This window comes from Sphingobium sp. MP9-4 (assembly GCF_005281675.1).
GTDB classification, from domain to species: domain Bacteria; phylum Pseudomonadota; class Alphaproteobacteria; order Sphingomonadales; family Sphingomonadaceae; genus Sphingobium; species Sphingobium yanoikuyae.
This window is the reverse complement of the sequence record NZ_LUFI01000036.1, coordinates 14,598-38,109: the sequence shown is the minus strand read 5'-3', so window position 1 is coordinate 38,109 and position 23,512 is coordinate 14,598. Positions and strand designations below refer to the sequence as shown.

The window sequence follows — 23,512 nt, the reverse complement described above, 5'->3', positions numbered from 1 at the left end:
GTTCGGTAAATTTCTGGCGCCTCTGTAACCGGGGGCCGCTGCAGGCCGAAAGACAGGGGCCAGATTGGCTCAACATTCTTTCGGAGAAATCATCATGCTCACCCATAACAGCGGTATCGGCATGGCTGCTTCGGCCGCCGCCATCGCGATCGTTTCAGCAGCAGCGGCACCGGCCGTGGCGCAAGACAGCGGGGATACGAAAGTCGTTCACTGCTACGGCATCAACAGCTGCAAGGGCACGTCGGACTGCAAGACCGCCAGCAACGAATGCAAGGGGCAGAATGTCTGCAAGGGGCATGGTTTCAAGGCCATGACCGTCAAGGCGTGCAAGGCCGCCGGGGGCAGCCTGACCGAGCCGAAATGACGTTTCAATGCCCGGCGTGCACAGGCGCGCCGGGCAGCCTTTATCAGCAGGAAGTTTACCCATGATCCCCTCCTTCTCCGGTTTCGGACTTGGCCTGCGCAAACAGCATTATGCCGACCTCCTGGACCATCGCATCGCGGTCGATTTTCTTGAGGTGATCTCGGAGAATTTCATGATCGACGGCGGTCGGCCGCGACATATTCTGCGCGATGTTCGCGCCCGCTACCCCGTCGCCCTGCACGGCGTATCCATGTCCATCGGCTCGGCCGACGGTCTTGATCGGGCCTATCTCACCCGGCTTCGCGCGCTGGTGGATGACGTCGATCCGCTGTTCGTGTCAGATCACCTGAGCTGGTCGCGGATCGAAGGCTTCAACTCGCACGATCTGTTGCCATTGCCCTACACGGAGGAGGCGCTCGATATCGTCTGCACCAATATCGACCAGGCGCAGGATGCGCTGGGCCGTGCGATGCTGATAGAGAACCCGTCGACCTATATTGATTTCGCTCCGGCAGACATGACCGAATGGCAGTTCATCGACGCCCTGTGCGCGCGAACCGGCTGCGGACTGCTGCTCGATATCAACAATGTGTTCGTCAGCGCTAGCAATCACGACTTCGATCCTGTCGCCTACCTCGACGGCGTGCCGCATGACCACGTGCGCCAGATTCATCTCGCCGGGCACAGCCATGGCGACCACCTGCTGATCGACACGCACGACCAGGCGGTGCCGCCGTCCGTGTGGCAGCTCTATGCGCATGTCCTGACAAAACTTGGGCCGGTCGCGACGATGATCGAACGCGACGATGCCATCCCGCCGCTGGCCGACCTGCTGGTGGAGCTTTCCACCGCGCGCGGGATTTCCGCCGGGAAGATGGAGGAAGCGGCATGAGCCTGCTGGCGCTTCAGCGCGACATGCGAGACTGGCTGCTACGGGAAGACATGGCTGCTGCCGATCGCATCGGTGCGGAGGCTGGGCCTGGCCTTGCCGTCTATCAGAATAATTACCGCACCCAGCTTGTCACCTGTCTGGAACTCAGCTTTCCGCGCTCCCGTGCGTGGATCGGTGAGGATTTGTTTCTTCATGCCGCCGTGCATCATATCGACAGCGTCCCGCCGAGCAGTTGGACATTGGACGCATATGGACGCGATTTTCCGACGACACTTGCACGGCTTCACGCTGACGATCCTGAGATAGCGGAAATCGCTGGTATCGAGCTTGCACTGGAAGAACTGTTCGTCGCAGCCGATAGTCCCGCCGTTGGGCTGGACGGTTTGGGCAATGTCGACTGGGATCGCGCGGTGTTGACGTTTTCATCGTCGATCGAACTTATGCACCTTCAAACCAATGGTTTTGTCATATGGTCGGCTCTGGTTGATCGGAAAGAACCACCCGCGCCGCAATATCTGGATATGCCCGATATGGTCATTTTGTGGCGTCAGGGCGAGCAGTGCCGCATCCGGACTATCGACGACGGCGAATTGCAGGCGCTGCTCAAATTGCGTCGTGGCATGACATTCGGCGCACTGTGCCGCGACGTCGCTTTGTCGCTCGGGGAAGAGGCAGGAATGATGCTTGTTGGACGGTGGCTGGGTCTTTGGCTTTCCGACCAAATGGTCGTTGCCATAAACGATCGCGGGCAAGCTGAGCCGCCGTGCTTATAGTCCGGTGTTAAGACCGCGTTTTGCAGATACGGCTAGCGCGGCTCTCTTTGCAGAACGACGAAAATCGGTCGCCAGTTTGCCGACAAAGCGGAAGGTTTGCATCTGGTGACCCGTATCCCGGCTCTGAGCGTCTCATAATGATGACGTGGACGGCTCTCCAACTTTCCCGCAGTCTGACCTGCGTATGAGTCGGAAGGAGAGCTCCAATGGGAACGGTCACGACGATTGGTTCAGACCTGGCGAAGAACATGTTCCAGGTGCACGGTGTGGATGCATGCCAATGGTGCAGCGGTATTGCGCCAGCGATTGACGCGCGATCGTTTGCTGAAGTTCTTCGCGAAATTGCCGTCTTGCTTGATCGGAATCGAAGCCTGGGCCTCATCACATTTCTGGGCGCGTTAGCCCATCGCTCTGGGTCATGATGTCAAGCTGATGCCCGCTTATTATGTGAAGCCGTACGTCAAACGCGGAAAGAACGATGCAGCGGACGCTGAGGCGATCTGCGAAGCAGCCGTGGAAATAATCGGTTTCACATTTTTAGATTGACCAGGCTTAGCACTGCGCCTGGTTTCATTGATCCTGATCAATATGATTTTCAGGAACGAGAGTCAGCCCTCCAGGATTATTCCGCCATATCATATGAAAGGACTGGATGTGGCTACGCAGCTCAAGGCTGACGGATCTCAATTTCTGCAACAGGAATTTCAGGAGGTGCTGAGCCGCTGGAATCGCGAACGGCTATCGCCCACTTTTCCAGAGGACATGTCAGCTAGTCGCTTCGACAATGATCGCCATATGCTTCGTCTGGAGATGGGATTTCTTGAGGAGTTGCGGCGGGAAGTCATGGTTGAGGCGCGCGAGGCGCCAACGGACCCTGATCGCTTCATCGCCTGGTTCGAGAATCTCAAGGCGAGTGGGCCTGGACAGCATGATCGTCTTTTCCCGTGGCTCGCTGAACAGGCGGACCGAGATGAGCTTCGATGGTTCCTGTCGCAGGAAGCTGCGGGCGAAGCAGGTTTCGACGATCTGGTCGCAATGACGCAAGTCAAGCTGCCGGCGCGCGCCAAGCTCGAACTGGCGCGCAATTACTGGGACGAGATGGGCCGGGGTAACGCGAAGGGCATGCATGGGCCGATGCTGGGCCAGCTGGTCGATACTCTGGACCTCGATACGCGTATCGAAAATACTGCCTGGGAAAGTCTGGCGCTCGCCAATGCCATGACGGCCATGGCCTCTTTACGTTGCTATGCTTGGCACAGCGTCGGCGCCCTGGGAGTGATCGAGCTTACCGCGCCCGATCGGTCCGCGTATACTGCCAGGGGGTTGAAGCGCGTCGGCCTGTCTGGGTCCGAACGACGCTATTTCGATCTCCATGCCGTACTCGATATCAAGCACAGCCGTGAATGGAATGATGAGGCAATCTACCCACTGGTCGCGGAAGATCCCCGCCGTGCAACCGCCATGGCGGAAGGAGCGCTGATCCGCCTGCGCTGCGGGGAGCGTTGTTTCGAGCGATATCGTGCTCATTTCGGATTGGCCTAAAAGATGAGTAACCGCATCCTGCTGGTCGAGGACGACCCTGCCGTCGCCGCCGTCATCGCTAACATATTGGAGGACGCCAACTATGCGGTAGACGGGCCTTACCAAACGCTCGCCGACGGTATCGCTGCCGTGGCTGAAGATATGCCGTCCGCTGCTGTCCTGGATATTCGGTTGAAAGATGGCGACGTCGGCCTTTTGGCAGGTGATCTTGATCTGTACGGCATCCCCTATGTCTTTTGTTCAGGCGCTCCGGACTTCGCGTTAATGCGCAAACATCCCACTGCCCCTTTGATCCTTAAACCGCTGCTTCCGACCGAACTTGAGCGCATGCTTCAAACTATGCTGCACTGAGCGCCGGCAGGCCGAACGCGAGGGATCGCCCACGGCGGCGACCGGCAGATTTTTGCCCTGGGAACTGGGCTGCAACCGGAGCGTCGAACTGAACAGATATGCTTGGCGATCGTCGCGCCTATTGGACCAGGCATCCGCGTTGTACCTTCCATTTCGTCTCGACGACGTGCCCATGGCTCAATGCCATCGACCGCTTTTCGCTAAGCTCACAGGTCGCGGTCGAAAAGACGGCATATTTCATTCCGTCGTCGATCTGCAGGCCGCCATCAACCTCTTTATCAAGGAGAATAACGAGGCCCCCCGCCCTTTCATCTGGAAGGTCGATCTGGACGAAATTATGCACGGGCACCAAATGTCGGATTCAACCCACTGGCCCAGACAGCTGGCGCTCTTCGCATCCCCTTCTTTGGTAGCCTCTCGGGGCGCTACGCCCACCCAGCTATTGACCAGCGTACCAGCCTGCCAGCGCCTTTGACCAAAATGGCCACTCCACCCCAATCCATCTCGATGGAAAAAAGCCAAAGTCGCTGCCTTCAGCGATTTCGAGCGCGCCTCGATCTGTAACGCCTTCCAGCTTTCCCGTGCCAGGGAGATGGAACCGCACTCTACGTGCCTCGGTTCTAACAAAGGGGAAAAGCGTAGGCGGGATCGGCATAGGAATGAGCGAAACAGTGACGAGCGGAAACGGCACCGCCGATGCTCAAAGGATTGAAGCGGAAGTTTTAGGCCTCGACGCAGGGACGGATCCCTTCGTAGCTGCGGTGCGCGCCACGCGCATGCCGATGATCATAACCAATCCACGTTTGCACGATAATCCGGTGGTGTTTGCGAATGACTCCTTCTGTCGGCTGACGGGTTACGAGCGCGACGAGATACTGGGTCGCAACTGCCGATTTCTGCAGGGGTCCGAAACGGATCCGACGGATGTCCAGGCGATTCATGATGCGGTGGAGGCGGTGCGCCCGATCGAGATCGACATTCGCAATTATCGCAAGTGCGGGGAGCCATTCTGGAACCGGCTCCTCCTTGCCCCCGTATTCGACGGGGCGGGAAAGCTCGCATATTTCTTCGCCAGCCAGGTCGATGTGACGCTGGAGCGCGAACGTCTTGAGGGACTCGAAAATTCGAACGCCGTCCTCATGGCCGAAATTACCAGCCGGCTCCAACGCCAGAACGAGCAGGAGCGCGAGCTCGATTTCGCCCTTCGCGCCGGAAAGTTCGGGACATGGAGTATCAATTTCGAGACCGGAGAGCTCGCCTCCTCTCCGGCGTGCCGGGCACTGTTTGGCGTAGATACGGAAAATCCGTTTACATATGATGACCGCCTGGCGGCTATTCATCCCGCCGATCGTGCGGCTAACATCGATGCGATCGACCTGACACGGCGTACGGGTGTGGACTTCGATGTGACCTACCGGATCGTCACGCCGGGGGGGGAAATCCGGTGGTTGACCTCTCGCGGTCAGCCGTTTCTCAATGCCGACGGCAAACCTGTTCGGCTTGCAGGCATATCTTCGGACGTTACGGAGCTGAGGCGCGCCGAGCGGATGCGCAATGCGCTGGTCGAACTCAGCAATGTCGTGCGCGACGTGCAGGACCCTGCAGACATCTCCTTTGCTGCATCCCGGATATTGGGCGAGGCGCTGGAGGTCAGCAGGGCGGGCTATGGCGTCATTGATCCGGCTCTTGAGACGATCACGATCGAGCGCGACTGGAATGCCGAAGGGATATCGTCCTTGGCCGGGGTGCTGCAGTTTCGGGATTATGGATCCTACATCGAGGATCTCAAGCGCGGGAAAGACGTCATTATTGCCGATGCCGACCTTGATCCGCGGTCGGTGGAGGGAGCCGATGCGCTCAAGGCCATAAGCGCGCAGGCTGTGGTCAATATGCCGCTCACTGAACAGGGCGGCCTTGTCGCATTGCTCTATCTCAATCATGCCACCGCACGCGACTGGCTCGACGACGAGATCGCTTTCGTCCGTGAAGTTGCGGAACGAACCCGAGTTGCTACCGAACGGCGACGGGCGGAAATCGAACTTCGCGAGCTGGCGGCCTCTCTGGAGCAACAGGTCGAGGAGAGAACGCGAGACCTGATAGCCGCCGAAGAGGCGCTGCGCCAATCGCAGAAAATGGAGGCTGTTGGGCAGTTGACCGGTGGACTGGCGCATGACTTCAACAACCTGCTCACCGGGATCACTGGTGGGCTTGAGATGATCCAGATTCGTCGGGCGCAGGGTCGGCATGAGGATGTGGACCGCTATGTACACGCTGCGCAAGGTGCTGCGCGGCGCGCGGCAGCGCTGACACACAGGCTGTTGGCTTTTTCCCGTCGTCAGACTCTTGCTCCAAAACCAACCTGCGTTGTCGACCTCGTGAATGGCATGGTCGACCTCGTCATGCGCACTGTGGGGCCGGCTATTGAGGTGGAGGCGGTCAACGGGGTAGGGCTTTGGCCAGTCCTTGTGGATCCGAGCCAGCTGGAAAACGCTCTTCTCAATCTGTGTATCAATGCGCGAGACGCAATGCCCGATGGCGGCAAGATAACGATCGAGACAGGAAACCGATGGCTGGATCGCCGGACTGCTGTTGAGCGAGACATGGAACCAGGGCAATATGTCTCCCTGTGTGTTTCGGATACCGGCACAGGGATGAGCAAGGAGACAATCTCCAAGGCATTTGATCCATTCTTTACGACCAAACCCATAGGGATGGGGACGGGGCTCGGCCTCTCTATGATCTATGGATTCACACGTCAGTCCGGTGGGCAGACCCGGATCTATTCGGAGCTCGGTCGCGGCTCAACGATATGTCTCTATCTTCCACGCCATCTGGGGGAAGCGGGCACTCCCGCAACACCGGAAGCCGAGCCGGCGCTGGCGCCTCAAGCACGCGAAGGCGAAACCGTTCTGGTGATTGATGACGAGCCCACTGTGCGGATGCTGGTCGTAGAGATTCTAGAAGGGCTTGGCTATGGTGCGCTCGAAGCCATAGACGGCGCGGCAGGGCTAAAAATTCTGGAGAGCGATACACGAGTGGACCTGCTTATCACTGATGTCGGCTTGCCTGGTGGAATGAACGGCAGGCAGGTGGCAGATGCAGCCCGTGTGAACAGGCCAGATCTCAAGATTCTCTTCATCACCGGTTATGCGGAAAACGCGGTATTGAGCCACGGGCATCTTGATCCCGGTATGCACGTCCTCACCAAGCCTTTTTCGATGGAGGCCATGAAGCAGCGCATCACCGATCTGCTTCACTGAGAAATTGGATGCGGAGAAAAGGGCCGATCGCACGTTTTCCGCGCTTTTCCACGCGATCGCCGCCGTTTACATTGAACTTATTCCGGCCAGATGACACTTACTCCCAGCTCGACCTCTGTGCGCAGCCGCTGAATTGCATGACGCTTGATGCACCCGCTTACTTCGCGCCGTGGGTCTTGTCGCTTGCGTCGCGATCCCCTCGAGCTTGGCCACCCACCACCCAAAGAAAGCGCCCGCGGTTGTGCCGACCGTGCCGGAAAGGATGACGAAAATGATATTGAGTTCGCCGTCAGCCGCCGAATATTCCGCAAGCGGCATGATAGCCTCGGACGGTATCGGCGGGAAAATATTCTCCAGCATCATCAAAACAGCGATCGCCCAATAAGCAAGCTGTCCAACAAGCTCGGTAATCCACTGCGTCATCGCCACGTCCTCGAATTTTGCCCTTCCCTGTGCAGGGATAGCAGGTATTGCACCATTGAGAGGGGTTGCGCCCGGGTCAGGCCAGCTTGAGCCCTTCCTGATTCATCCGACGCGCAAGATAATCGCCATCTGCCTTTTCCAAGGCCAACTTAAGCCGAGGAAAGAGATCATGCTCTTCGTCGCGCATATGAGTTTCGATGTCGCGGCGAAAATTTGCCAATTTAAGTTGGAAAGCGTCGTTATCCTTCACAAGGTCTGTAAGTTTATAAAGATATTGCTTCACATAACCATGCTCGGCATGGAGCGTGTAGGATTCCGCCAGAAGACCATGCTGGCGCATAGCGGGGTAAATTGCATTCTCCTCTTCCAGCGCATGTTTGCCCAATGCGTGCTTGAGCTGCGCTAGAAGGATGAGCCGTTTGGTGGACGTCGTACATAAGGCTCCCCCAATCTGGATGCTCGAACAGAATGAGAGGGGGAATCCAACCAACACAAGTTAGGCGGGCGGGAGCTGAACCGATTTTATCGGAACAGTCGCGTCGTTATCAGGTTGCTTACCGAGGGTTTAAGCGAACGCGCAGCGGTGGTTGACCACCTCCGGCAGGAACGCTTTGGACATCACAAAAGAATGCAGGAGACGATCATGGCAGACCTGACCGCTATTGTTGAACATATGGAAATGATCGGAGCGGATGGCGTCCACATCGGGACCGTGGACCGGCTTGAAGGTGACAGGATCAAAATGGTGAAGGCCGATAGCGGTTCTCATGGTGACCATCACCACTTCATCTCGACCGGTCTGGTTGCTGCGGTGGAAGACGATCAGGTTCGCCTTTCGGCTAATGCCGATTCCGCCATCCTGCTCGAAGAGGAACAGGATGGCGGTGCTATCATGGACGATGGCCGACAGCCTGGCGAAGGCTAAGGATTGGAGCATGACGCACACGGTAAGAAAAAGGCATGAGGACGATGTCGGGCTCATGACCGACAAGGAACTGATCGACAATTGGGAGGCAGCCTCCAGGGAGGAGATCGAAAACCCTTCTTCCTTCCTGCGAGCTGTCATCGATGCGATGGCCAAGCGGGACATCTCATCTTCATCGGATCCGCGGGTAGCGTGATGAAAAAGCCCCTGAGGCGCTGATGATGCGGTTTTGTGGAAAAGCCATGGTACCAAAGCGCATGGTACTGTGGTGAATAAAGTTATGGCACCAAACCATATCAAAATTCACAAATTATCACCCTCCCGGCACAACTGGGAATACATACTGAAAAGCAATAAAAGCAGGCGTAATGATCGTTTCGCCACAAATATTACAAATTGACGGTTTTAAACACAAATAAAACTTCTCAACTATGTTCGCTAGATGATATATCTCCGTCCCCACGCAATTGGCAATGGAGCATCCTGCCGATGGCGGGAATTTGGCTTTCTTGTATTATTCATTTTTTTGGCGGCTATTTCTGACACACATGGGCGTTGCCTGAAGACAAGATAGTCGTCAACAATAACGCTACTGTGCGTACCGACCCATCCTGCGATCAAAAGCCCTGATATGATCGAGTGTTCCGAAATTGACGTCGAAATGGGTATCCATGTCTCAATATTACGGTAGGAAACTCTCGTCCAATTAATCGGCTAATCAGTTAGCAATTGTTTCCTATTCTTTTTGTAATAATGCCCCCCGAGCACCCGGCGTGTCCTCCGACCAACGCGCACGCATCGCATATTGCTGCGCCATCTCCCAATGCAGCCGCTTGGCGAGAGGATTTGCAATTTTCTCGGCAGTGGCAAGCTCCTGAATCTCACGCCGGCGAAAGTAGGCCGCATCGTCCTGATGGTGCATCGTCGTCTCTCCTCATCTCGCCATGGAATGACTCCTGGTCACCCAGCCTTCCATTACATGGATCAATTTAAAGCTATCGCCAATTGAAGGCGTCTCGAGCCATGCATTTGATCAGAAAGCAAATTCTCGCTCTTCCTAACTTAAGTGGGAAAGTTTCTTGCGATCACAGCCGGACACGAACCCCTGTTGCCGTGTTGGGAAAAACAAAATGGAAGGAGAGCCAACATGCCACGTGGAGACAAGTCGAGCTATACGGACAAGCAAAAGCGCAAAGCGGAGCACATCGAAGAAGGCTATGAAGATCGGGGCGTAAGCCATGAGGAAGCCGAGCGCCGTGCGTGGGCAACAGTCAACAAGGAAACCGGTGGCGGCAAGAAATCCGGATCAGGACGTGGCAAGGCAGAAAACCACGATTCACCCAGAAAAGGCGGCCGCATTGGCGGATCAGATCAAAGTCATGCGAAGCGATCGCAAGCAGCGAAAAAAGGTTGGGAGACCCGACGCAAGCAGGCGAATGGCTGATGTCCATCCACAAGATGATATCGCTCCATCCAGACGTAGGGCAGGATTTTAATCCGCTTTTGGCCACCGCGGCACGCCACGCGATGTTCTGCGCTGAAATGTGTACCTCATGCGCAGACGCTTGCATGGCAGAGAAAATGGAGATGACGCAGTGCATCCGGTCATGCCTTGATTGCGCGGACGTCTGTACAGCGATGGGCCGGATCGCCGTGCGGCGCTCGGGCTTCAATATCGAAGTTGTCGGAGTGATGCTAGACAGTTGCGCCCGCATTTGTGATCTGTGCGCGGCCCAATGCGGTCGATATGAGCATGCGCATTGCAAACTTTGCGCTGACATGTGCCGCGAATGCGCGGCAGATTGCCGCGCAGCGCTTCCTACCGTCCAATGACGCCGAGCCACATGGTCCGGTAGTCGGAAAGTGACGGGACTTGCCAAGGATATCATCGACGGCTCATGCGGCTCAGTTGCTGACTTTGATCAGTAGGACCCGATAAGGCAGAGGCTGCCCCCACAATTATAATTGGCAAGACAGGAACCGAAGTTCTGAGCCAGGCCGTCAGGCGGCCTTGCCATTGACCGGATTTGGGCGGACATTTTCGTTTGCCGCCTCCATCTTGGGCAGAGTGACCGTCAAGCCGCCGTTCTTGAAAGCTGCGTTAGCGTTGTCACGGTCGATGTCCTCGGGCAGCCGGATACGGCGTTCAAAGCAGCTATCGCTGCGCTCGGGATAACCAAAGTCCTTGTTTTCAACTTTGGACCGCCTCACTCCCCGGAGCGTGAGCGCACCGTCTTCAACGGTAATATCCACGTCCTTTTCGTCGAGACCCGGCAGTTTGGCCGTAGCGCGGATTTCCTTGTCGGTCTCGCCGAGCTCGACATGCGGCCAGCCGGCCGCGCGGTACAATCCAGCCAATGCGGGTACGCCGAAGGCGCGGAAGAGGCCATCGAACTGCCGGTCCACCTCGCGGTGGAGCGAGAGCATCGGGTGGGTATCGCTGTCTCGGCCGCCCTCGGCACTGACCGGGACGGGGAGCCGGTTTTCCTGCCGCCTCCAGGGAATGAGATCACGAAAAGCCATGATAGTCATCTCCTTTTGTGGCTGGAAGGGGTAGGCCTACCGGGCCGCTGGATGCGGCCCGGCAAACCCTTTGGTCGGGGATCAGGCTGCTTCGCGGACCTCATCCCTAGGTGCTTCGATCTGATCCTGGGCGGCCTTGCCCCCAGCGATCTCAATTCGGCGCGGTTTCATCGCCTCGGGCACCACGCGCCTGAGCGTGATGCTCAGCAAGCCGTTCTCGAAACGGGCATCGCCAGCTTCCACGAAATCGGCAAGCTGGAAGCGCCGCTCGAACGTACGCGTGGCGATGCCCCGGTGCAGATACTCGCCCTGGCCGTTGTCCTCGGCACCCTTGCCGGTCACGGTGAGCAGATTCTGCTGGGCCACCACTTCAATGTCCTCGGGGCGGAAACCTGCGACAGCGAGCGTGATGCGATAGCTGTCTTCGCCTTCTCTCAGAATATCAAAGGGTGGATAGCCATCGTCTTCGCGCGCGCCTGCCTCGAGCAGGTTGAACAGCCGATCAAAACCCACGGTTGAGCGTCGATACGGCGAAAAGTCAAAAGCAGTGGTTCTCATTTCCAAATCCTCCTGATTGAGCAATTCGGGCATGAGAAGCGCCGGAGAGAGCCGGCGCTCTCAATGTCCACCGGACCCAGGTTTCGGCGTCCGGCGAGGAAAAATTAGGAAGCAATAAACCGGTTTCAAGAGGCATTTTTAGCTAGCGCTGGCGTGCGTTCTTCATCCGCTCAGGGCGCCGATGGTCAAGACTAAAGCTGCGCTTGTCCCTGGAGCTGCTACAGGGCTTATGGAGCGTCCGTACTGGGAACCATATACGTCGTAGGAACGGAGCAATGTCGAGAGAAGCCCCGTCTGCGTTGACGTCGCCGCTCGCGAGGAGAAGTTCCTTGTCAGTCAACATTGGTCAAGTGCATGAGCAACTCGCCGGGTGACCACGTGTAATCGACGTTACCGGCACTTGGCGCCCCCATATGCATATCCCAGGCCCAAACTCAAATTCCGGCCAATTGGTCAGCTTCTGCGAAGCGATCTTGAAAGCCGTCGAGTCTGGCCGATGAGTGAGCTTTAGTTTATGAGGCGATCCCCGCAAGGGATAAGCCATCACGATGGGCAATCCCCAGCTATCGTCAATGTCCAGTCCTTACCGCTGGATAGTCTATGCAAAAGCCGCCCTCGGCACGAAGCCGTAGCCCTATTAAAGGGCAGAAGGCGGCCTACGGCAAAGCGCCAGTCTTGATAAGTCAGCGTCTAGCCCATTTCTCCAGCCGGGCCTGATACTTTTTGCGCGCTCTGTCGCGGGCGGTCTCCAGCTTCGTCATACGCTTATCGCCTTCCGCCTGCAAAGCGCGGCGCTCCGCGTCGAGAGCACGCCGCCTTGCTTCGATGTCTGCCAGGCTCTGCTTGAGATTAGCAGCCGCTTGTTCGAGCGCTATTTGGGCTGCATCGAGTTTTGCGCGGCTGGGGCGCGGAACCTTCTTCCTTGGCGTCGGCGCGATGGGCGGCGCGTCGGCTTTCGCCACATTCTCCGTAGATATTCGTCTGCTTTTCGGGCGACTGCGATGTGGTGGCGACTTTGGCTCGGCAGCCTCGAAATGGTCAGCCGCACTGCCCCGGCTGACCTTAATTACGACTCCGGGCTTCGCGAGCGGCTCACCCATCAGCTTGGGGTCGGTGACCTTTTCTGCAATCCCGCGCGCAAAGAGGTCGGCGTCGGATCCCCACGCGGCCAGTGCAGCTTTCTGACTTGGCGCCGCTACATAGGCGTCGTGGAAGCCGGCGGGCGTACGGAAGACCTTGAGTTTCGCCATAGAGGGGAAACAGCTGTCCTGGCGCCCCCGTTCCGATCCTGGCCTTTGATGCAGATTATCGGTGCAACCCGTCTAACCCATCCGTCAACCGCCCATCGCCTCGTGATGATCCATAGTTGCTTGCTTGAACGACTGGTGACCAGATTAGCGCGTAGACTCATTACGCGTTGCACCAGAGGCGAACGCATATGAGTTTGATGGCGGCGAGGAAGTTGTCGGGATCCTTGTCGTAGCGGGTGGCGATGCCGCGGAACTGCTTGATGCGGTTGAAGAAGCGCTCGACAAGATTGCGCTGCTTGTAGAGCCATGGCGAGAAGGCGAAGCGCTGCTTGCGGTTGGATCGATTGGGAATATTGGCCCAGACGTTCCTGGCCGCAGCGGCTTCACGGATGGCGTTGCTGTCATACCCTTTGTCGCCCAGCAGGATTGCGCCCTCGGGAATGGCTTCGATCAGCGCCTCCGCCTCGCAGGCATCGTGAATCTGCCCGCCTGTCAGTCTCAGGCTGACAGGACGCCCGACAGCATCGACAAGAGCGTGGAGTTTGCTGGTGAGGCCGCCCCGGGAACGTCCCATGCCACGATCGCAGCTTCCCCCTTTTTGCCCGTCGCACCATTTTGGTGGACGCGCATGCAGGTGGAATCGATCATCACCAGTTCGCCATTATATCCGGCGGAAACCTCAGCCAGAAGCCGGTCCCACACCCCGGCTTTGCGCCAGCGCACGAACCGGTTGTAGCAGGTCGTCGATGGGCCATAGCGCTCGGGAATTTCCGCCCATGTCGCACCGGACCGGAAACGCCACATGATCCCGTTCAGCACTCGCCGGTCATCAACCCGCGCCACGCCACGCGGCTTGTTGGGCAACAACGGCTCGATGATGGCCCATTCCCGATCTGTCAGTTCATACCGCCGCCGTGCCATCAAGTCCTCCAAATCTGGAGGCTCCTGAATCACGCAAACGGTCAACCCTCAAGCCATTTTATGAGTTTACGGCCTAATTCCGTCGATCCATGAAAGAGGCCGCTTGAAAGCAGGACGGTCGCCCTCTTTCATCGCGCCTCCGTCGAGACTGACATCAGCAATTGTCCCAAAAGCGTGAGAAATCATGTCAGAGATTGATTTGGTTAAGCGTGATTTTTGCGGCGGGAATCGAAACTTCAAATGCGTCGGGAGGATTTTAGAGCGGAGAATAAGTCGAGGAGCAGATATGGCCGACGTGCAAAATGCCGCTTCTTACCCCACTTCCGTGGCTTCGGGGGGAACGAGCGATTTGAAGGCCCGGCTCATTGCCGCCGCCGAATTTCTCAAAAGCCCGAACACGGTCGGCTCTTCATTTCCAGCATCGCACTGGCTGATCGACCGAATGCTGCACGGCGTTGATTGGTCTCAGGTAACGACGATGCTCGAATATGGGCCAGGTACCGGCGCGTTCACTAGCGCCATTCTCGCTCACCTCCGACCGCATGCCAGGCTGATTGCCATCGACACCAGCCCGTCATTCACCGACCATTTGGCCTCGGCAATTCCGGACAGGCGTTTGCACGTCATCACTGGATCGGCCACAGATGCTCAGCAGTATATGGCGGATCTCGGCCTTTCGCAGGCCGATTGCATAATTTCGGGCTTACCATTTTCGACACTTGAGCCTGCAATCGCAACGCAGATCATTGATCGCAGCGTGCAGCTCTTGTCCCCTGATGGGCTCTTCATGGCTTATCAAATGCGGAAGGCTGTACGCCCACTTCTCGAGCAGCGATTTTCGTCAGTGCACGCCGCATATGAATGGCGCAACATTCCACCATGCTATCTGTTCTGGGCGTCGAAACCTAATAAATGATGGTTTAAAGAGCGACGGATCTTCCGGTCTGAGGCGTGGCGTGCCTCACGGTCGCTGATTATAGGAGGGGCCGGTATGCTCAGTCGCAACATTGTTGCCAACGGCTTGATCCTGCTCGAGCTCTTCTCCGTGCCACAGGTTTCTGCCGACAAATATGATGATGAAAATGGCGATGATAGTGCCGACAACAAAAGCACCGGCTTTCCCGAGCCGGTGTGCAGAAGGCTTTTCGTTGGGCGACATCACTTAATGCCTTCAAGAAGGATTTCGCCTTCATTCTCGCCGTCCCAATAATGGGCGCGTTCGCCAATCACCTGGATCAGAACCAGACCGGGAGTTTGAATGCCCTGCGGCCACCACCGTTCGAGCCCCTTCGTCCAATGGGCTTCAAACTGAGTCCGGTCTCTGATCAAGGCGGCTCGCCCTTCGACCGCGACGAAAAAAGGACGGTGGCCCAGCAGACCGGATTTGCCCTGATAGCTAAGATTGACAGCTGAATCGGCTTCCATGTCCGAAACCATGGAGGCGGTTTCGTCTGTGAAGAACCACGCCGTGCCGTCATAATCGACTTCGCGATTATTGCTCATCGGACGCGAACCAATGGCACCGCCTTTGGCATGAGTTGCAAGCATCGCGAAATCGATGTCCTTTATCTTCCGGGACAGGTCCACGAGCGACAATGACATGACTCTCTCCTTCCCTCCCTCAACGCATGACGCGGCTTGTCGGGCCAATGCGTTGGAAAAGACTATCGATCCGCAAGTCTATAAGCCTGAGATGGCATTTCTCCGGCAGCTTGCTGTTGGGGGGTAGACGATCTGCGACCTCCCCGAACCATTTCCTCGATCCAGGTGAGCAGCAACTGGTTGTATGCGCGCCGGCAGCCCTCGTTCCGCAACGAATGATCGGCTCCTTTGAGGATACGGTAGCTCAAGGAATTACTGTTGTGAAACGCCGACATATAGGAGCTGATTGTCTCATGCGGGACATAGTCATCATGTTCTGACTCCACGATGAGCACATCGCCTGCAAATCGCTCGCATGCTGCCAGCGCCTTGTCCTCTCGCCCCGTCCGAAAGCGTGCCCGATAGGCATTGATGAGGTCGCGATCCAGCATCGCCTTGGGGACATCCCAATGTTCGTCCGGATAGAGAGCGGGCACACGTAAGGCCAGCCAGTTGACCGGACGGACTGCGGTGAGAAGGGTGGCAAGATAGCCGCCATAACTTGTACCCACGACTGCAATCGCAGATGGGTCGACCTGGTCCTGGCCGACAAGATAGTCGTAAGCGGCTACGACATCGGCAAGACCATGGGATCGTGTCACTCTGTTGCGTTCTTCGGCGTGCCGGGCATGGCCTCGCAGATCAAAGGTGAAGCAGATACAGCCCAGCTGCGCGATCTCTTCGGCGCGCACCATGTCCTGATCGCGCGAACCGCCCCAGCCGTGAATGAAGAGTATGCCAGGAACAAGCTTGTCCGGAGACAGGATTGTCGCCTCAAGACTTTCCCCTTCGACATCGAAGCATATCTGGCTGCCTGTCATTCCAGCTCCATTGCATATTTTGTCATCGGTCCCGCGACCGCATCGATACCGCTATAATAGACGATGCTACCGATCGGTGCGGCGTCGATCTCACCATAAATCTCCATCGTGGCGCATGTAACCGCCGACAATTCGGGATCACGCGCAAAGGCTTTGAAAGCCGCTATTTCGGCGCCACTCGCGCCGCCCGCCCGCCAACTTTGTTCAAGGACGCCAATGCGTATTTCCCCGGAAGAATTAATCCCGGCAGCGACATCATAGTTGCGGCGAGAGGCAATCAGATCCGGGTAGAATTTCGAGACGATCGCATCATATGCGATCGCCTTTTTGATACCCTGCTTCAGATCGTCTGCAAGATCGAGTCCGGCCAGTCGTTCAAAGCCACCCCTCACAACATGCAGGGTCGAGCCGCCATAGACGGTGGCTCCGTCATTGTTGGTGGCGAGACGCTGCGTGCCCCAATAGGAGATCAAGTCTCCAAAAAGGCATGTCATGCCGACGCTGTAGGTGATGACATTGTCGAGATTCTCTTCAATCACGACGCCATGACGGGCAACAGCCTCCGTATCAAGTTGGGCTATCGCTTCTTCCAGTTTCCGAGGCGAGGTAACGACAAATTGTCCGAGCCCTGCCGTCGCTTCAACTTCCTTCAGGCGGATTGCACCCTGTTTAAGCAAGTCGAGGCCGGCGGCGCGCACAGCATCTACACTGAAAGCTGACCAGCCGGAGAGAACATGAGGCGCGAGCGCAGCGCCCAGTTCCGAGTGCCATCCCACGGGCACTGCATCACTGCTTTGGAAAAGCGGATGAGTGATGACCTTGCTTCCCACGAAGGCATGGGGAACCACACCGCCGTAAATCTGGCTCTCATCGCTTATGCCCAGTTGCCGCGCCATGGCTAGGTCGATCGTGCTTGCCGGAATGAAGAGCGTCTTCTGCGCACTATCATCTAACGCCGAAAATCCTGGCGGGTCATGTTCGACGAATGTCGCTTCGCCAAGGCGGGCAATCCTTCGGGCAAGTTCGGCTCTGGCGACCCTGTCATGCTCGTTGTTCATCGCGCCGGACTGGGCGGGACAGATCTTCACGAAACGGGTCTGATGCGAACTGGCCATTAAACCTCTCAGATCCTTGAGGCTCTGCCGCTAGGCCGTTTTCAAACAACCAGGTGACACAGCTTATTATCCATATGACTGGCGTGGCGACTCGGCGGGCCTTGCCCTAAATAGCGTTGACTGGCAGCATGAGCGGAAGATGGTGCATGCAATCGCTTTTGGGATGCCTAGCCAGTTCACCTCGTTCACACCCATGGAGCGCCCCTCCAACGTCCCGATCCTGGGGCGACCTCATTCGGACGGCTCGAAGCGCGGCAGGGACGGTTTTAGCTCGCGCTCGAAAAATTCGATGAAGCCCGCCTGATCGTCTCCAGGGCACGTCAGCACAATATGATCGAAGCCAGCGTCCACATACTGTGAGATCAACTGAATATGGGTCTGAACGTCCGGACCGGCTGACACCTTCGCTGCCAGATCTTCAGGTCGGACATACTGGCTAGCAGCCTCAAAGCCCTTGACCGAGGGAATCTCGCTGTTGACCGACCAATCGAAGGCAGAGAAGCGAAATCTGTCGCGTGTGATCTCCAACCCTCTTTCAGCGCTGGATGCATATGCGATGACGGCCTCCGCATAGCAGGCCCCACGATTGCCGGCCCTGGCTTCATAGCCTTTTACCAGATCGCTTTCCGGCGCGGTTGTCATGATCCCGTCACCTTTTTCCGCGGCAAGAGCGACAGACGCTGGACCGCTAACGCCAACGATGACAGGAATCGGTTTGGTCGGAAGATCGTAGAGCTGGGCATGGTCGATAAGGAAATGCTTCCCTTTCCAGCTATGGACGCCGCCCTCCCAGAGAAGGCGAAGAATTTCGACCGCTTCGCCGAGCATGTCGTGCCTCTCCGGCACTGAGGGCCACCGCACCCCTGTAACATGTTCATTCAGTCGTTCACCCGCTCCCACCGCCAGGGTGAAGCGATTGTCACTCATGATAGCGACAGTGGCGGCGGCCTGCGCAACGATGACAGGATGATAGCGCAGGATCGGGCAGGTGAGGCCGGTCGCGATGCCGATCCGATCGGTCGCATGGGCGATGGCCCCTAGGACGCTCCAGGCAAAGGGGGCATGCCCCTGGGATTCGAGCCAAGGATGGAAATGATCTGAGATAGAGACGAAGTCAAACCCCGCATTCTCTGCACGGATCGCGTTTTCCGCGAGCGCTTTTGGCCCATGCTCCTCCGTCATCAGCTTATATCCGAACTTCGGCATGGTCTTTTCCTCGATATGTTCGGGATGTTGGCGAAAAACGTCGGATGCGAGCTCTCTTTCGGCACTGGAGCGCTCGAGTTCGGCCGCGCGCCCTTCGCAGTGCCGGCTCAGGTGGGGATCAGATTGACAGCTGTCGGTTTGGCCGCCGGCAAGCCTGCGGCCTTGGCCTGAACAACTAGCTCTTCCTTGCGTGCAAGCATCTGATCCCGCAGGACAATCAGGTCGACATCGGTCGCGCGACATTGCGCGAACATGCCTTCTCCACGCATTTCCTCTTCGTGGACATGGTGCTTAATCTCCTCAGACAACACCTTGACCTTGGCCTCGTAGAATTTGTCGTCCCAAGAGCCAGCCTCGATGTCGTTGATCAGCACCTTGGCGCCGTCATGCTCGACATAGGCTTCCTCTAGCGTATCGGCCTCGATCTTGCCCTCGAACGCGGGATAGAAAATCTCTTCCTCTATCAGCGTATGGATCTTGAGTTCGGTGCAGATCTGGTGGGCGATGTCGCCCTTTTTCTTGCCAGTCGCAGCTTTCTCGAACTGCTCGAAAAGCTCTTCAACCTTGCGATGATCGGCCTTTAGGAGGGCGATGGCATCGGAATATTCGGCCTTGGCCATGTGGGATCTCCTTAGTGGTTCTATCCGCTAAGGAAGCCGTAAATTGCCGAAGGGTTCCGAGCGCCAATTTCACCTAATCCACCTCAATAATCTGGATCAGGCGGAACACATTTTTTCGCATGGTCTGCGGCGTGTGCATTGACGATCGCTCAAAAGCGACTTCATCGCATTTCGCGCACAGAGATGCTCATTGTGACCTTTCCAGGTGGTCGCTGAACCTGCCTCGCTGCCCTGTCCATCGCGCAACGCCTGGCACGCAGCTTTACGGAGCCGCTTATTGGTCATTCTGAGCATAGAGTCCTGGCACAGCGTTTCTTGCGTCTCGCGACGGCATTTCGATGCCTCTTCGCACATCATTTGAGCCAAACCCGCACTGCTCTAAGATCATGCATCCAAGTCAAATTTGCCTTTCGATCGCCTACCAAAATAACGGACAGAAAAAATCTTAGCTAATCGTCGGAACATGACCGATAATTTTCTAGTCGTGATCGCATATCCAAATATACTGGTACATCATCATGACTTATGCGCTTGCAGCGCTTGCAAGTTTTGGCGACCGCAATCGCTGCGTGCCAAGCAAACGATACAATTCCCCCAATCAGTATCTGCGATTTAATAGGAGGGCGACTTCCATCGCTGAAAGTCGCCCTCTTTAGCCTCACTCATCAGAATAGATTGATAAGGCCTGGGCCATCACTCCTAGCGCCAGTCAGGCGATATGCTTTCGTCATCCCCGTCACGTGACGGAGCCGCCTGCTCGCCTGCAGAAGCTTGAGAAAATTTACGCCTTACGCCGGCTTCTGTCGAACGCAGCTGATCAAGGCGATCAGACCAATATTGCATCATCTGCACGCGTTCGCCCCAATGCTCGCCGCGCACATAGGCACGCCGGACATCATTGCCTTCGATGTGGCCCAGCTGTCGTTCAATGGCATCCGGATGCCATTTGCCGCATTCGTTGAGCAAGGTCGCCGCCATAGCTCGGAAGCCATGCGCCGTCATTTCGTCCTGCTTGAAGCCCATCCGGCGAAGCGCTGCATTCAGCGTATTGTCGGATATCGCGCGTTTGTCGGATCGCGGGCTGGGAAACAGGAGCTGACCGCCCCCGGTCATACCCTCCAGCTTCTCCAACAGGCCAAGAACCTGACGGGAGAGCGGGACCTTATGAAGACGACGCATCTTCGTCCGGCTCGCCGGGATGAGCCAGATACAACTGTCCGGATCAAACTCCTCCCATTGCGCCAGCCGTAGCTCGCCTGGTCGAACGAACAGGTGGGCCGACAGCTGAAGGGCGATTCGGACCGCCCCATCGCCGTCATAGCCGTCGATGGCACGAAGCAGCGGACCCACCTTGGCCGGATCCGTGATAGCCGGCCTGTGCTTGACCTTAGGCGTCAGCAACGCCCCACGCAATTCGCTCGCCGGATCCTTGTTCGCCCTGCCGGTGGCAATGGCGTAGCGAAAGATGGTGCTCAGTGTCCCTCGAAGCCGAATCGCGGTTTCGTGATGCCCTCGCGCTTCGATCTTGCGCAGGATCTCCAGCACCTCCGGCGTCGAGATATCCCGCACCAGCTGGTTTCCGAGCGCGGGCCGTGCGTATTCGAGGATCCAGATATTCTTGCTGACCGTCTTCTCGGCTCGACCCCGAGCCTTCAAACGCGCGACATACTCGTCGGCAAGCTGATCGAACGTCCCGGTTTCAAGCAGCCGCGCCTGAGCGGCATCAGCCTTCCGTCGGCTCGACGGGTCTTCGCCTGACGCAAGAATGCGGCGCAGCTCTTCCCGCCGTTCTCGCGCCAGTGCGAGCGAGACATCGGGATACACCCCGACCGACAGCGTCTTCTGCTTCTTGAGGAAGGTGTAATAGAAACGCCAGTAGCGCGCCCCATTGGGCATCACCATCAGATACAGGCCCCGGCCGTCCGATAATTTATATGGACGGTGGATGGGCTTCGCGTTGCTCACGGCCATGGCGCTCAGCATGGGGTATCTCCTTCAGGGTACCCGCGAGAATAGCTACCAACTTTGGCCAGAAAAGGTTGCGAGATGCAACTGGACGCCCTGAGAGCAAAAGGCTCAAAAGGTCGCAGAAATCCGCCATTTCCGAGAGGCGGCTTGGGCATTTCCGAGATGTTCTGAGGGGAACAAATGGTGCCCGGGGACGGATTCGAACCGCCGACACTGCGATTTTCAATCGCATGCTCTACCAACTGAGCTACCCGGGCATCGGGTCTCGGCGGAGGTGACCGCCGGATGGAGGCGTGCCTATAGGCGTCAATCCGGCTCGCTGTCCAGCCCATAATTATCATTTTTTTGCAGGGCTTCGTCGCCCGGCATGCCGGGCACGCGATAGCCCTCGCCCAGCCATTGCAGCAGGTCGCGATCGCGGCATCCCTTGCCGCAGAAGGGGCGGGTTTCCGGCTGTGCCGGCTGGCCGCAAACCGGGCAGGCGCCGGCCTTAAGCGACATGACCGGCCGCCAGCGACAGCGCGGAATCGGCGCGCAGCGTGACCTCGCCACCCCGACGGCGGGCGAGCTGTTCGATCCAGTCGGCACGCTTGTGCAGCAGGTCGATGATCGCCGGCGCGGCGGTGATCGTCGCTGCGCCGCCCGTACCATGCCGTTCGGCACGGCGCAGCAGCGCCAGCGCGGCGGTCAGCACCGGATCCTCGCGCAGCAGTTCCATCAGATTGGCGCGTTCGCGACGGCGGATGATCTGGACGAAGCCGAAGCCGTTGACCGCCGTCCGCTCGAACGGCAGCGGCAGATATTTGTCGATCTGCGCGGCCGCGACGATGCGCTCGTCCTTGTTGTTCATGGTCGGCAGGTCGATGCCGATCGAGCCAGCCAGCCCCATGCGGCGGATCGCCTGGGCCGACAGCTTCGCGCCCTTGGGGCCGAGCTGGGCCGGCGGCAGGCTGCCGTCGATGTCGATCAGGATCATCGCGGGGGTCAGGAAGATGCGCAGCGCCGCATCCTCGGCGCCGACTTCGCCGCTGACCGCCTCTTCCATCAGTTCGCTCCAGCCAAGGGCTTCGAGCCGGTCCTCCTCATGGGCGGGACAGGGGCGGATGGCGACATCGGTGGCGCGCAGCCGCTGCAGCAGGCTGGGCCCCGGATGCACCTTGGAACCGGGCTGGGCGATGCGGCCCTTGGCGCGCTTGCCCCGCCCTTCCTCGGCGATCGCCTCGCGGAAGATTTCGACCAGCACATTGGCGCCCTCGGCCACCTTGGGCGGGATCGGCTCGATCAGCACTTCCTCGCCCGAGATCAGGCGCACCACGCCGCGCTTGCGCGGAATGATGGTCTGGACCAGACGGCCCTGAAGGATGGCACCTGCACGGGCGACCTCGCCCTCGCGCTCGATCAGCGCCTCGACGATGCGCCCTTTTTCGATCAGCGCGGCACGGGCCTCGCCAATGCCTTCTTCATAGAGCCATTCGGCCATCGTTCAGTTACCTACTTGTCGTGATTTCCGAGCCGTGAAATGTACCATTTCACTCGAAATCCCGACGGTCCAGTGGATAGCCCGCTGCCTCAAGCAGCGTGCGGGTTTCGTAAAGCGGCAGGCCCATGATCGCGCTATGGCTGCCCTGGATGCTGCGGATGAGGCCCGCGGCACGGCCCTGAATGGCGTAGCCACCCGCCTTGCCCAGCCCTTCGCCGCTGGCAATATAGCGGTCGATCTCGCTGCGCTCCAGCCGCTTGAAGATGACGATGCTGGTCGACAGGCGATGCCGTGCCACGCCCGCAGCGTCAATCAGGGTGATGGCGCTGTAGACGCGGTGCCGGCGCCCCGACAGCAGGTCGAGACAGGCGCGGACCTCCGCCTCGCTTTCCGCCTTGGGCAGAATGCGGCGGCCGGCGGCCACCACCGTGTCGCCCGACAGGATCAGCGCGCCGGGATGACGGGCAGCGACCAGCGCGCCCTTTTCGGCGGCGACACGCGCAGCATAGGCGGCCGGCAATTCGGTCTTGCGCGGGGTTTCGTCAATGTCCGCAGGATCGACGGCATCAGGAAGCACGCCAATCTGCCCCAGAAGGTCACGCCGTCTGGGGGAAGCCGAAGCTAGAATGAGTCGCATCGAAAATGCGGCTTATTTGAAGCGGTAGGTGATCCGACCCTTGGTCAGGTCGTAGGGGGTCAGTTCGACCAGCACTTCGTCACCGACCAGCACGCGGATGCGGTTCTTGCGCATCTTGCCAGCGGTGTGGCCGAGAATTTCATGATCATTCTCAAGGCGCACGCGGAACATGGCGTTGGGGAGAAGCTCCACAACCTGTCCGCGCATTTCAAGCAGTTCTTCTTTGGCCATAATATCCCAGA

28 protein-coding genes, 1 tRNA gene and 3 pseudogenes are annotated in these 23,512 nt (G+C 58.0%); 13 read left to right on the top strand and 19 right to left on the bottom strand.

The annotated features are described in order from the left end of the window. Positions 1-94 precede the first annotated feature (94 nt). The 8 genes and pseudogenes from A0U87_RS12125 (at position 95) to A0U87_RS12095 (ending at position 7,182) form a co-directional block, all read left to right on the top strand. On the top strand, positions 95-364 hold the full coding sequence (locus A0U87_RS12125; protein WP_004208798.1) for a hypothetical protein: 270 nt from the start codon (positions 95-97) through the stop codon (positions 362-364). 61 nt (positions 365-425) lie between these two features. Further along, positions 426-1,256: a DUF692 domain-containing protein gene (locus A0U87_RS12120; RefSeq protein ID WP_048938963.1), complete on the top strand. Its 831-nt coding sequence runs from the start codon at positions 426-428 to the stop codon at positions 1,254-1,256. Next, positions 1,253-2,029 (top strand): DNA-binding domain-containing protein, encoded by a 777-nt coding sequence (locus tag A0U87_RS12115; RefSeq protein ID WP_048938964.1) that lies wholly within the window; start codon positions 1,253-1,255, stop codon positions 2,027-2,029. Before A0U87_RS12120 ends, A0U87_RS12115 begins: the two co-directional genes overlap by 4 nt. Before the next feature lie 206 nt (positions 2,030-2,235). Beyond that, a pseudogene (locus tag A0U87_RS12110) lies at positions 2,236-2,539 on the top strand (IS110 family transposase); the annotation flags it as partial. A gap of 144 nt (positions 2,540-2,683) precedes the next feature. Next, entirely contained in the window at positions 2,684-3,571 is an 888-nt protein-coding gene (locus A0U87_RS12105; protein WP_004208795.1) for an iron-containing redox enzyme family protein, read from the top strand. Positions 3,572-3,574: 3 nt separating this feature from the next. Next, positions 3,575-3,922 carry a response regulator transcription factor gene (locus A0U87_RS12100; protein ID WP_004208794.1) on the top strand — a complete coding sequence of 116 codons (348 nt, stop codon included), beginning with the start codon at positions 3,575-3,577 and terminating at the stop codon, positions 3,920-3,922. 113 nt (positions 3,923-4,035) lie between these two features. Continuing rightward, positions 4,036-4,262: pseudogene (locus A0U87_RS26730) on the top strand (IS630 family transposase); the annotation flags it as partial. 319 nt (positions 4,263-4,581) lie between these two features. After that, positions 4,582-7,182: a PAS domain-containing protein gene (locus tag A0U87_RS12095; RefSeq protein WP_048938966.1), complete on the top strand. Its 2,601-nt coding sequence runs from the start codon at positions 4,582-4,584 to the stop codon at positions 7,180-7,182. Positions 7,183-7,248: 66 nt separating this feature from the next. Here A0U87_RS12095 and A0U87_RS26450 read toward each other — a convergent pair whose 3' ends face one another. Together A0U87_RS26450 and A0U87_RS12085 are read right to left on the bottom strand one after the other, a co-directional pair. Further along, entirely contained in the window at positions 7,249-7,605 is a 357-nt protein-coding gene (locus tag A0U87_RS26450) for a hypothetical protein (RefSeq protein ID WP_199909694.1), read from the bottom strand. A gap of 76 nt (positions 7,606-7,681) precedes the next feature. Continuing rightward, positions 7,682-8,098, bottom strand: a complete 417-nt coding sequence (locus A0U87_RS12085) for a hemerythrin domain-containing protein (protein ID WP_080993684.1) — start codon at positions 8,096-8,098, stop codon at positions 7,682-7,684. A 150-nt stretch (positions 8,099-8,248) separates the two neighbouring features. Here A0U87_RS12085 and A0U87_RS12080 point away from each other — a divergent pair, with 150 nt between their 5' ends. From A0U87_RS12080 to A0U87_RS27115, 3 genes are read left to right on the top strand one after another with little or no spacing between them, the layout of a single operon-like run. Further along, positions 8,249-8,530: a DUF2171 domain-containing protein gene (locus A0U87_RS12080; RefSeq protein WP_080993687.1), complete on the top strand. Its 282-nt coding sequence runs from the start codon at positions 8,249-8,251 to the stop codon at positions 8,528-8,530. Continuing rightward, positions 8,505-8,726, top strand: coding sequence for a hypothetical protein (locus tag A0U87_RS12075; RefSeq protein ID WP_235654594.1), 222 nt, complete (start codon positions 8,505-8,507; stop codon positions 8,724-8,726). The genes A0U87_RS12080 and A0U87_RS12075 overlap by 26 nt, the downstream gene beginning before the upstream one ends. A gap of 33 nt (positions 8,727-8,759) precedes the next feature. Continuing rightward, on the top strand, positions 8,760-8,930 hold the full coding sequence (locus A0U87_RS27115; RefSeq protein ID WP_080993685.1) for an HVA1 family protein: 171 nt from the start codon (positions 8,760-8,762) through the stop codon (positions 8,928-8,930). Positions 8,931-9,266: 336 nt separating this feature from the next. Here the strand turns inward: A0U87_RS27115 and A0U87_RS12065 are convergent, their stop codons facing one another. Beyond that, complete coding sequence (locus A0U87_RS12065; protein WP_048938969.1) at positions 9,267-9,452, bottom strand: hypothetical protein; 186 nt, start codon at positions 9,450-9,452, stop codon at positions 9,267-9,269. 225 nt (positions 9,453-9,677) lie between these two features. Between A0U87_RS12065 and A0U87_RS12060 the strand changes: the two genes are divergently transcribed. Continuing rightward, positions 9,678-9,974, top strand: a complete 297-nt coding sequence (locus A0U87_RS12060; RefSeq protein WP_107917549.1) for a plasmid stabilization protein — start codon at positions 9,678-9,680, stop codon at positions 9,972-9,974. Positions 9,975-10,531: 557 nt separating this feature from the next. Here A0U87_RS12060 and A0U87_RS12050 read toward each other — a convergent pair. From A0U87_RS12050 to A0U87_RS12035, 4 genes and pseudogenes are all read right to left on the bottom strand, one after another. Next, on the bottom strand, positions 10,532-11,053 hold the full coding sequence (locus A0U87_RS12050) for an Hsp20/alpha crystallin family protein (protein ID WP_122928838.1): 522 nt from the start codon (positions 11,051-11,053) through the stop codon (positions 10,532-10,534). 81 nt (positions 11,054-11,134) lie between these two features. Then, positions 11,135-11,611: an Hsp20 family protein gene (locus A0U87_RS12045; RefSeq protein WP_063141738.1), complete on the bottom strand. Its 477-nt coding sequence runs from the start codon at positions 11,609-11,611 to the stop codon at positions 11,135-11,137. Between the two features lie 683 nt (positions 11,612-12,294). Continuing rightward, positions 12,295-12,861, bottom strand: coding sequence for a hypothetical protein (locus A0U87_RS12040; RefSeq protein WP_122928373.1), 567 nt, complete (start codon positions 12,859-12,861; stop codon positions 12,295-12,297). Positions 12,862-13,021: 160 nt separating this feature from the next. Beyond that, positions 13,022-13,782, bottom strand: a pseudogene (locus A0U87_RS12035) (IS5 family transposase). Positions 13,783-14,068: 286 nt separating this feature from the next. Here A0U87_RS12035 and A0U87_RS12030 point away from each other — a divergent pair. Next, positions 14,069-14,698, top strand: a complete 630-nt coding sequence (locus A0U87_RS12030; protein WP_240626741.1) for a methyltransferase — start codon at positions 14,069-14,071, stop codon at positions 14,696-14,698. A gap of 45 nt (positions 14,699-14,743) precedes the next feature. Here A0U87_RS12030 and A0U87_RS12025 read toward each other — a convergent pair whose 3' ends face one another. From A0U87_RS12025 to infA, 12 genes are all read right to left on the bottom strand, one after another. Then, positions 14,744-14,941 carry a hypothetical protein gene (locus tag A0U87_RS12025; RefSeq protein ID WP_004208783.1) on the bottom strand — a complete coding sequence of 66 codons (198 nt, stop codon included), beginning with the start codon at positions 14,939-14,941 and terminating at the stop codon, positions 14,744-14,746. After that, positions 14,941-15,384 carry a pyridoxamine 5'-phosphate oxidase family protein gene (locus A0U87_RS12020; RefSeq protein ID WP_122928371.1) on the bottom strand — a complete coding sequence of 148 codons (444 nt, stop codon included), beginning with the start codon at positions 15,382-15,384 and terminating at the stop codon, positions 14,941-14,943. The genes A0U87_RS12025 and A0U87_RS12020 overlap by 1 nt, the downstream gene beginning before the upstream one ends. 62 nt (positions 15,385-15,446) lie before the next feature. Continuing rightward, positions 15,447-16,244 (bottom strand): alpha/beta fold hydrolase, encoded by a 798-nt coding sequence (locus tag A0U87_RS12015; RefSeq protein ID WP_048939675.1) that lies wholly within the window; start codon positions 16,242-16,244, stop codon positions 15,447-15,449. Further along, complete coding sequence (locus tag A0U87_RS12010) at positions 16,241-17,359, bottom strand: DUF3182 family protein (RefSeq protein ID WP_048939677.1); 1,119 nt, start codon at positions 17,357-17,359, stop codon at positions 16,241-16,243. The genes A0U87_RS12015 and A0U87_RS12010 overlap by 4 nt, the downstream gene beginning before the upstream one ends. Before the next feature lie 231 nt (positions 17,360-17,590). Beyond that, on the bottom strand, positions 17,591-18,565 hold the full coding sequence (locus tag A0U87_RS12005; RefSeq protein WP_137405596.1) for a TIGR03557 family F420-dependent LLM class oxidoreductase: 975 nt from the start codon (positions 18,563-18,565) through the stop codon (positions 17,591-17,593). A 107-nt stretch (positions 18,566-18,672) separates the two neighbouring features. Beyond that, the gene (locus tag A0U87_RS12000) at positions 18,673-19,185 is read right to left on the bottom strand and encodes a hemerythrin domain-containing protein (RefSeq protein WP_004208777.1); all 513 of its coding nucleotides are present in this window, start codon (positions 19,183-19,185) and stop codon (positions 18,673-18,675) included. A 699-nt stretch (positions 19,186-19,884) separates the two neighbouring features. Beyond that, positions 19,885-21,168 carry an integrase arm-type DNA-binding domain-containing protein gene (locus tag A0U87_RS11995; RefSeq protein WP_048939424.1) on the bottom strand — a complete coding sequence of 428 codons (1,284 nt, stop codon included), beginning with the start codon at positions 21,166-21,168 and terminating at the stop codon, positions 19,885-19,887. Positions 21,169-21,334: 166 nt separating this feature from the next. Beyond that, positions 21,335-21,410: transfer RNA gene (locus A0U87_RS11990), tRNA-Phe, on the bottom strand. A 49-nt stretch (positions 21,411-21,459) separates the two neighbouring features. Continuing rightward, a complete protein-coding gene (yacG, locus tag A0U87_RS11985; RefSeq protein WP_010339540.1) occupies positions 21,460-21,654 on the bottom strand; it encodes a DNA gyrase inhibitor YacG in 195 nt (64 codons plus the stop codon). Beyond that, on the bottom strand, positions 21,644-22,633 hold the full coding sequence (locus tag A0U87_RS11980; RefSeq protein WP_048939423.1) for a hypothetical protein: 990 nt from the start codon (positions 22,631-22,633) through the stop codon (positions 21,644-21,646). Before A0U87_RS11980 ends, yacG begins: the two co-directional genes overlap by 11 nt. Before the next feature lie 49 nt (positions 22,634-22,682). After that, positions 22,683-23,270 (bottom strand): nucleoside triphosphate pyrophosphatase, encoded by a 588-nt coding sequence (locus tag A0U87_RS11975; RefSeq protein ID WP_029547990.1) that lies wholly within the window; start codon positions 23,268-23,270, stop codon positions 22,683-22,685. Between the two features lie 12 nt (positions 23,271-23,282). Next, the gene (infA, locus tag A0U87_RS11970) at positions 23,283-23,501 is read right to left on the bottom strand and encodes a translation initiation factor IF-1 (RefSeq protein WP_003049127.1); all 219 of its coding nucleotides are present in this window, start codon (positions 23,499-23,501) and stop codon (positions 23,283-23,285) included. Positions 23,502-23,512 lie beyond the last annotated feature (11 nt).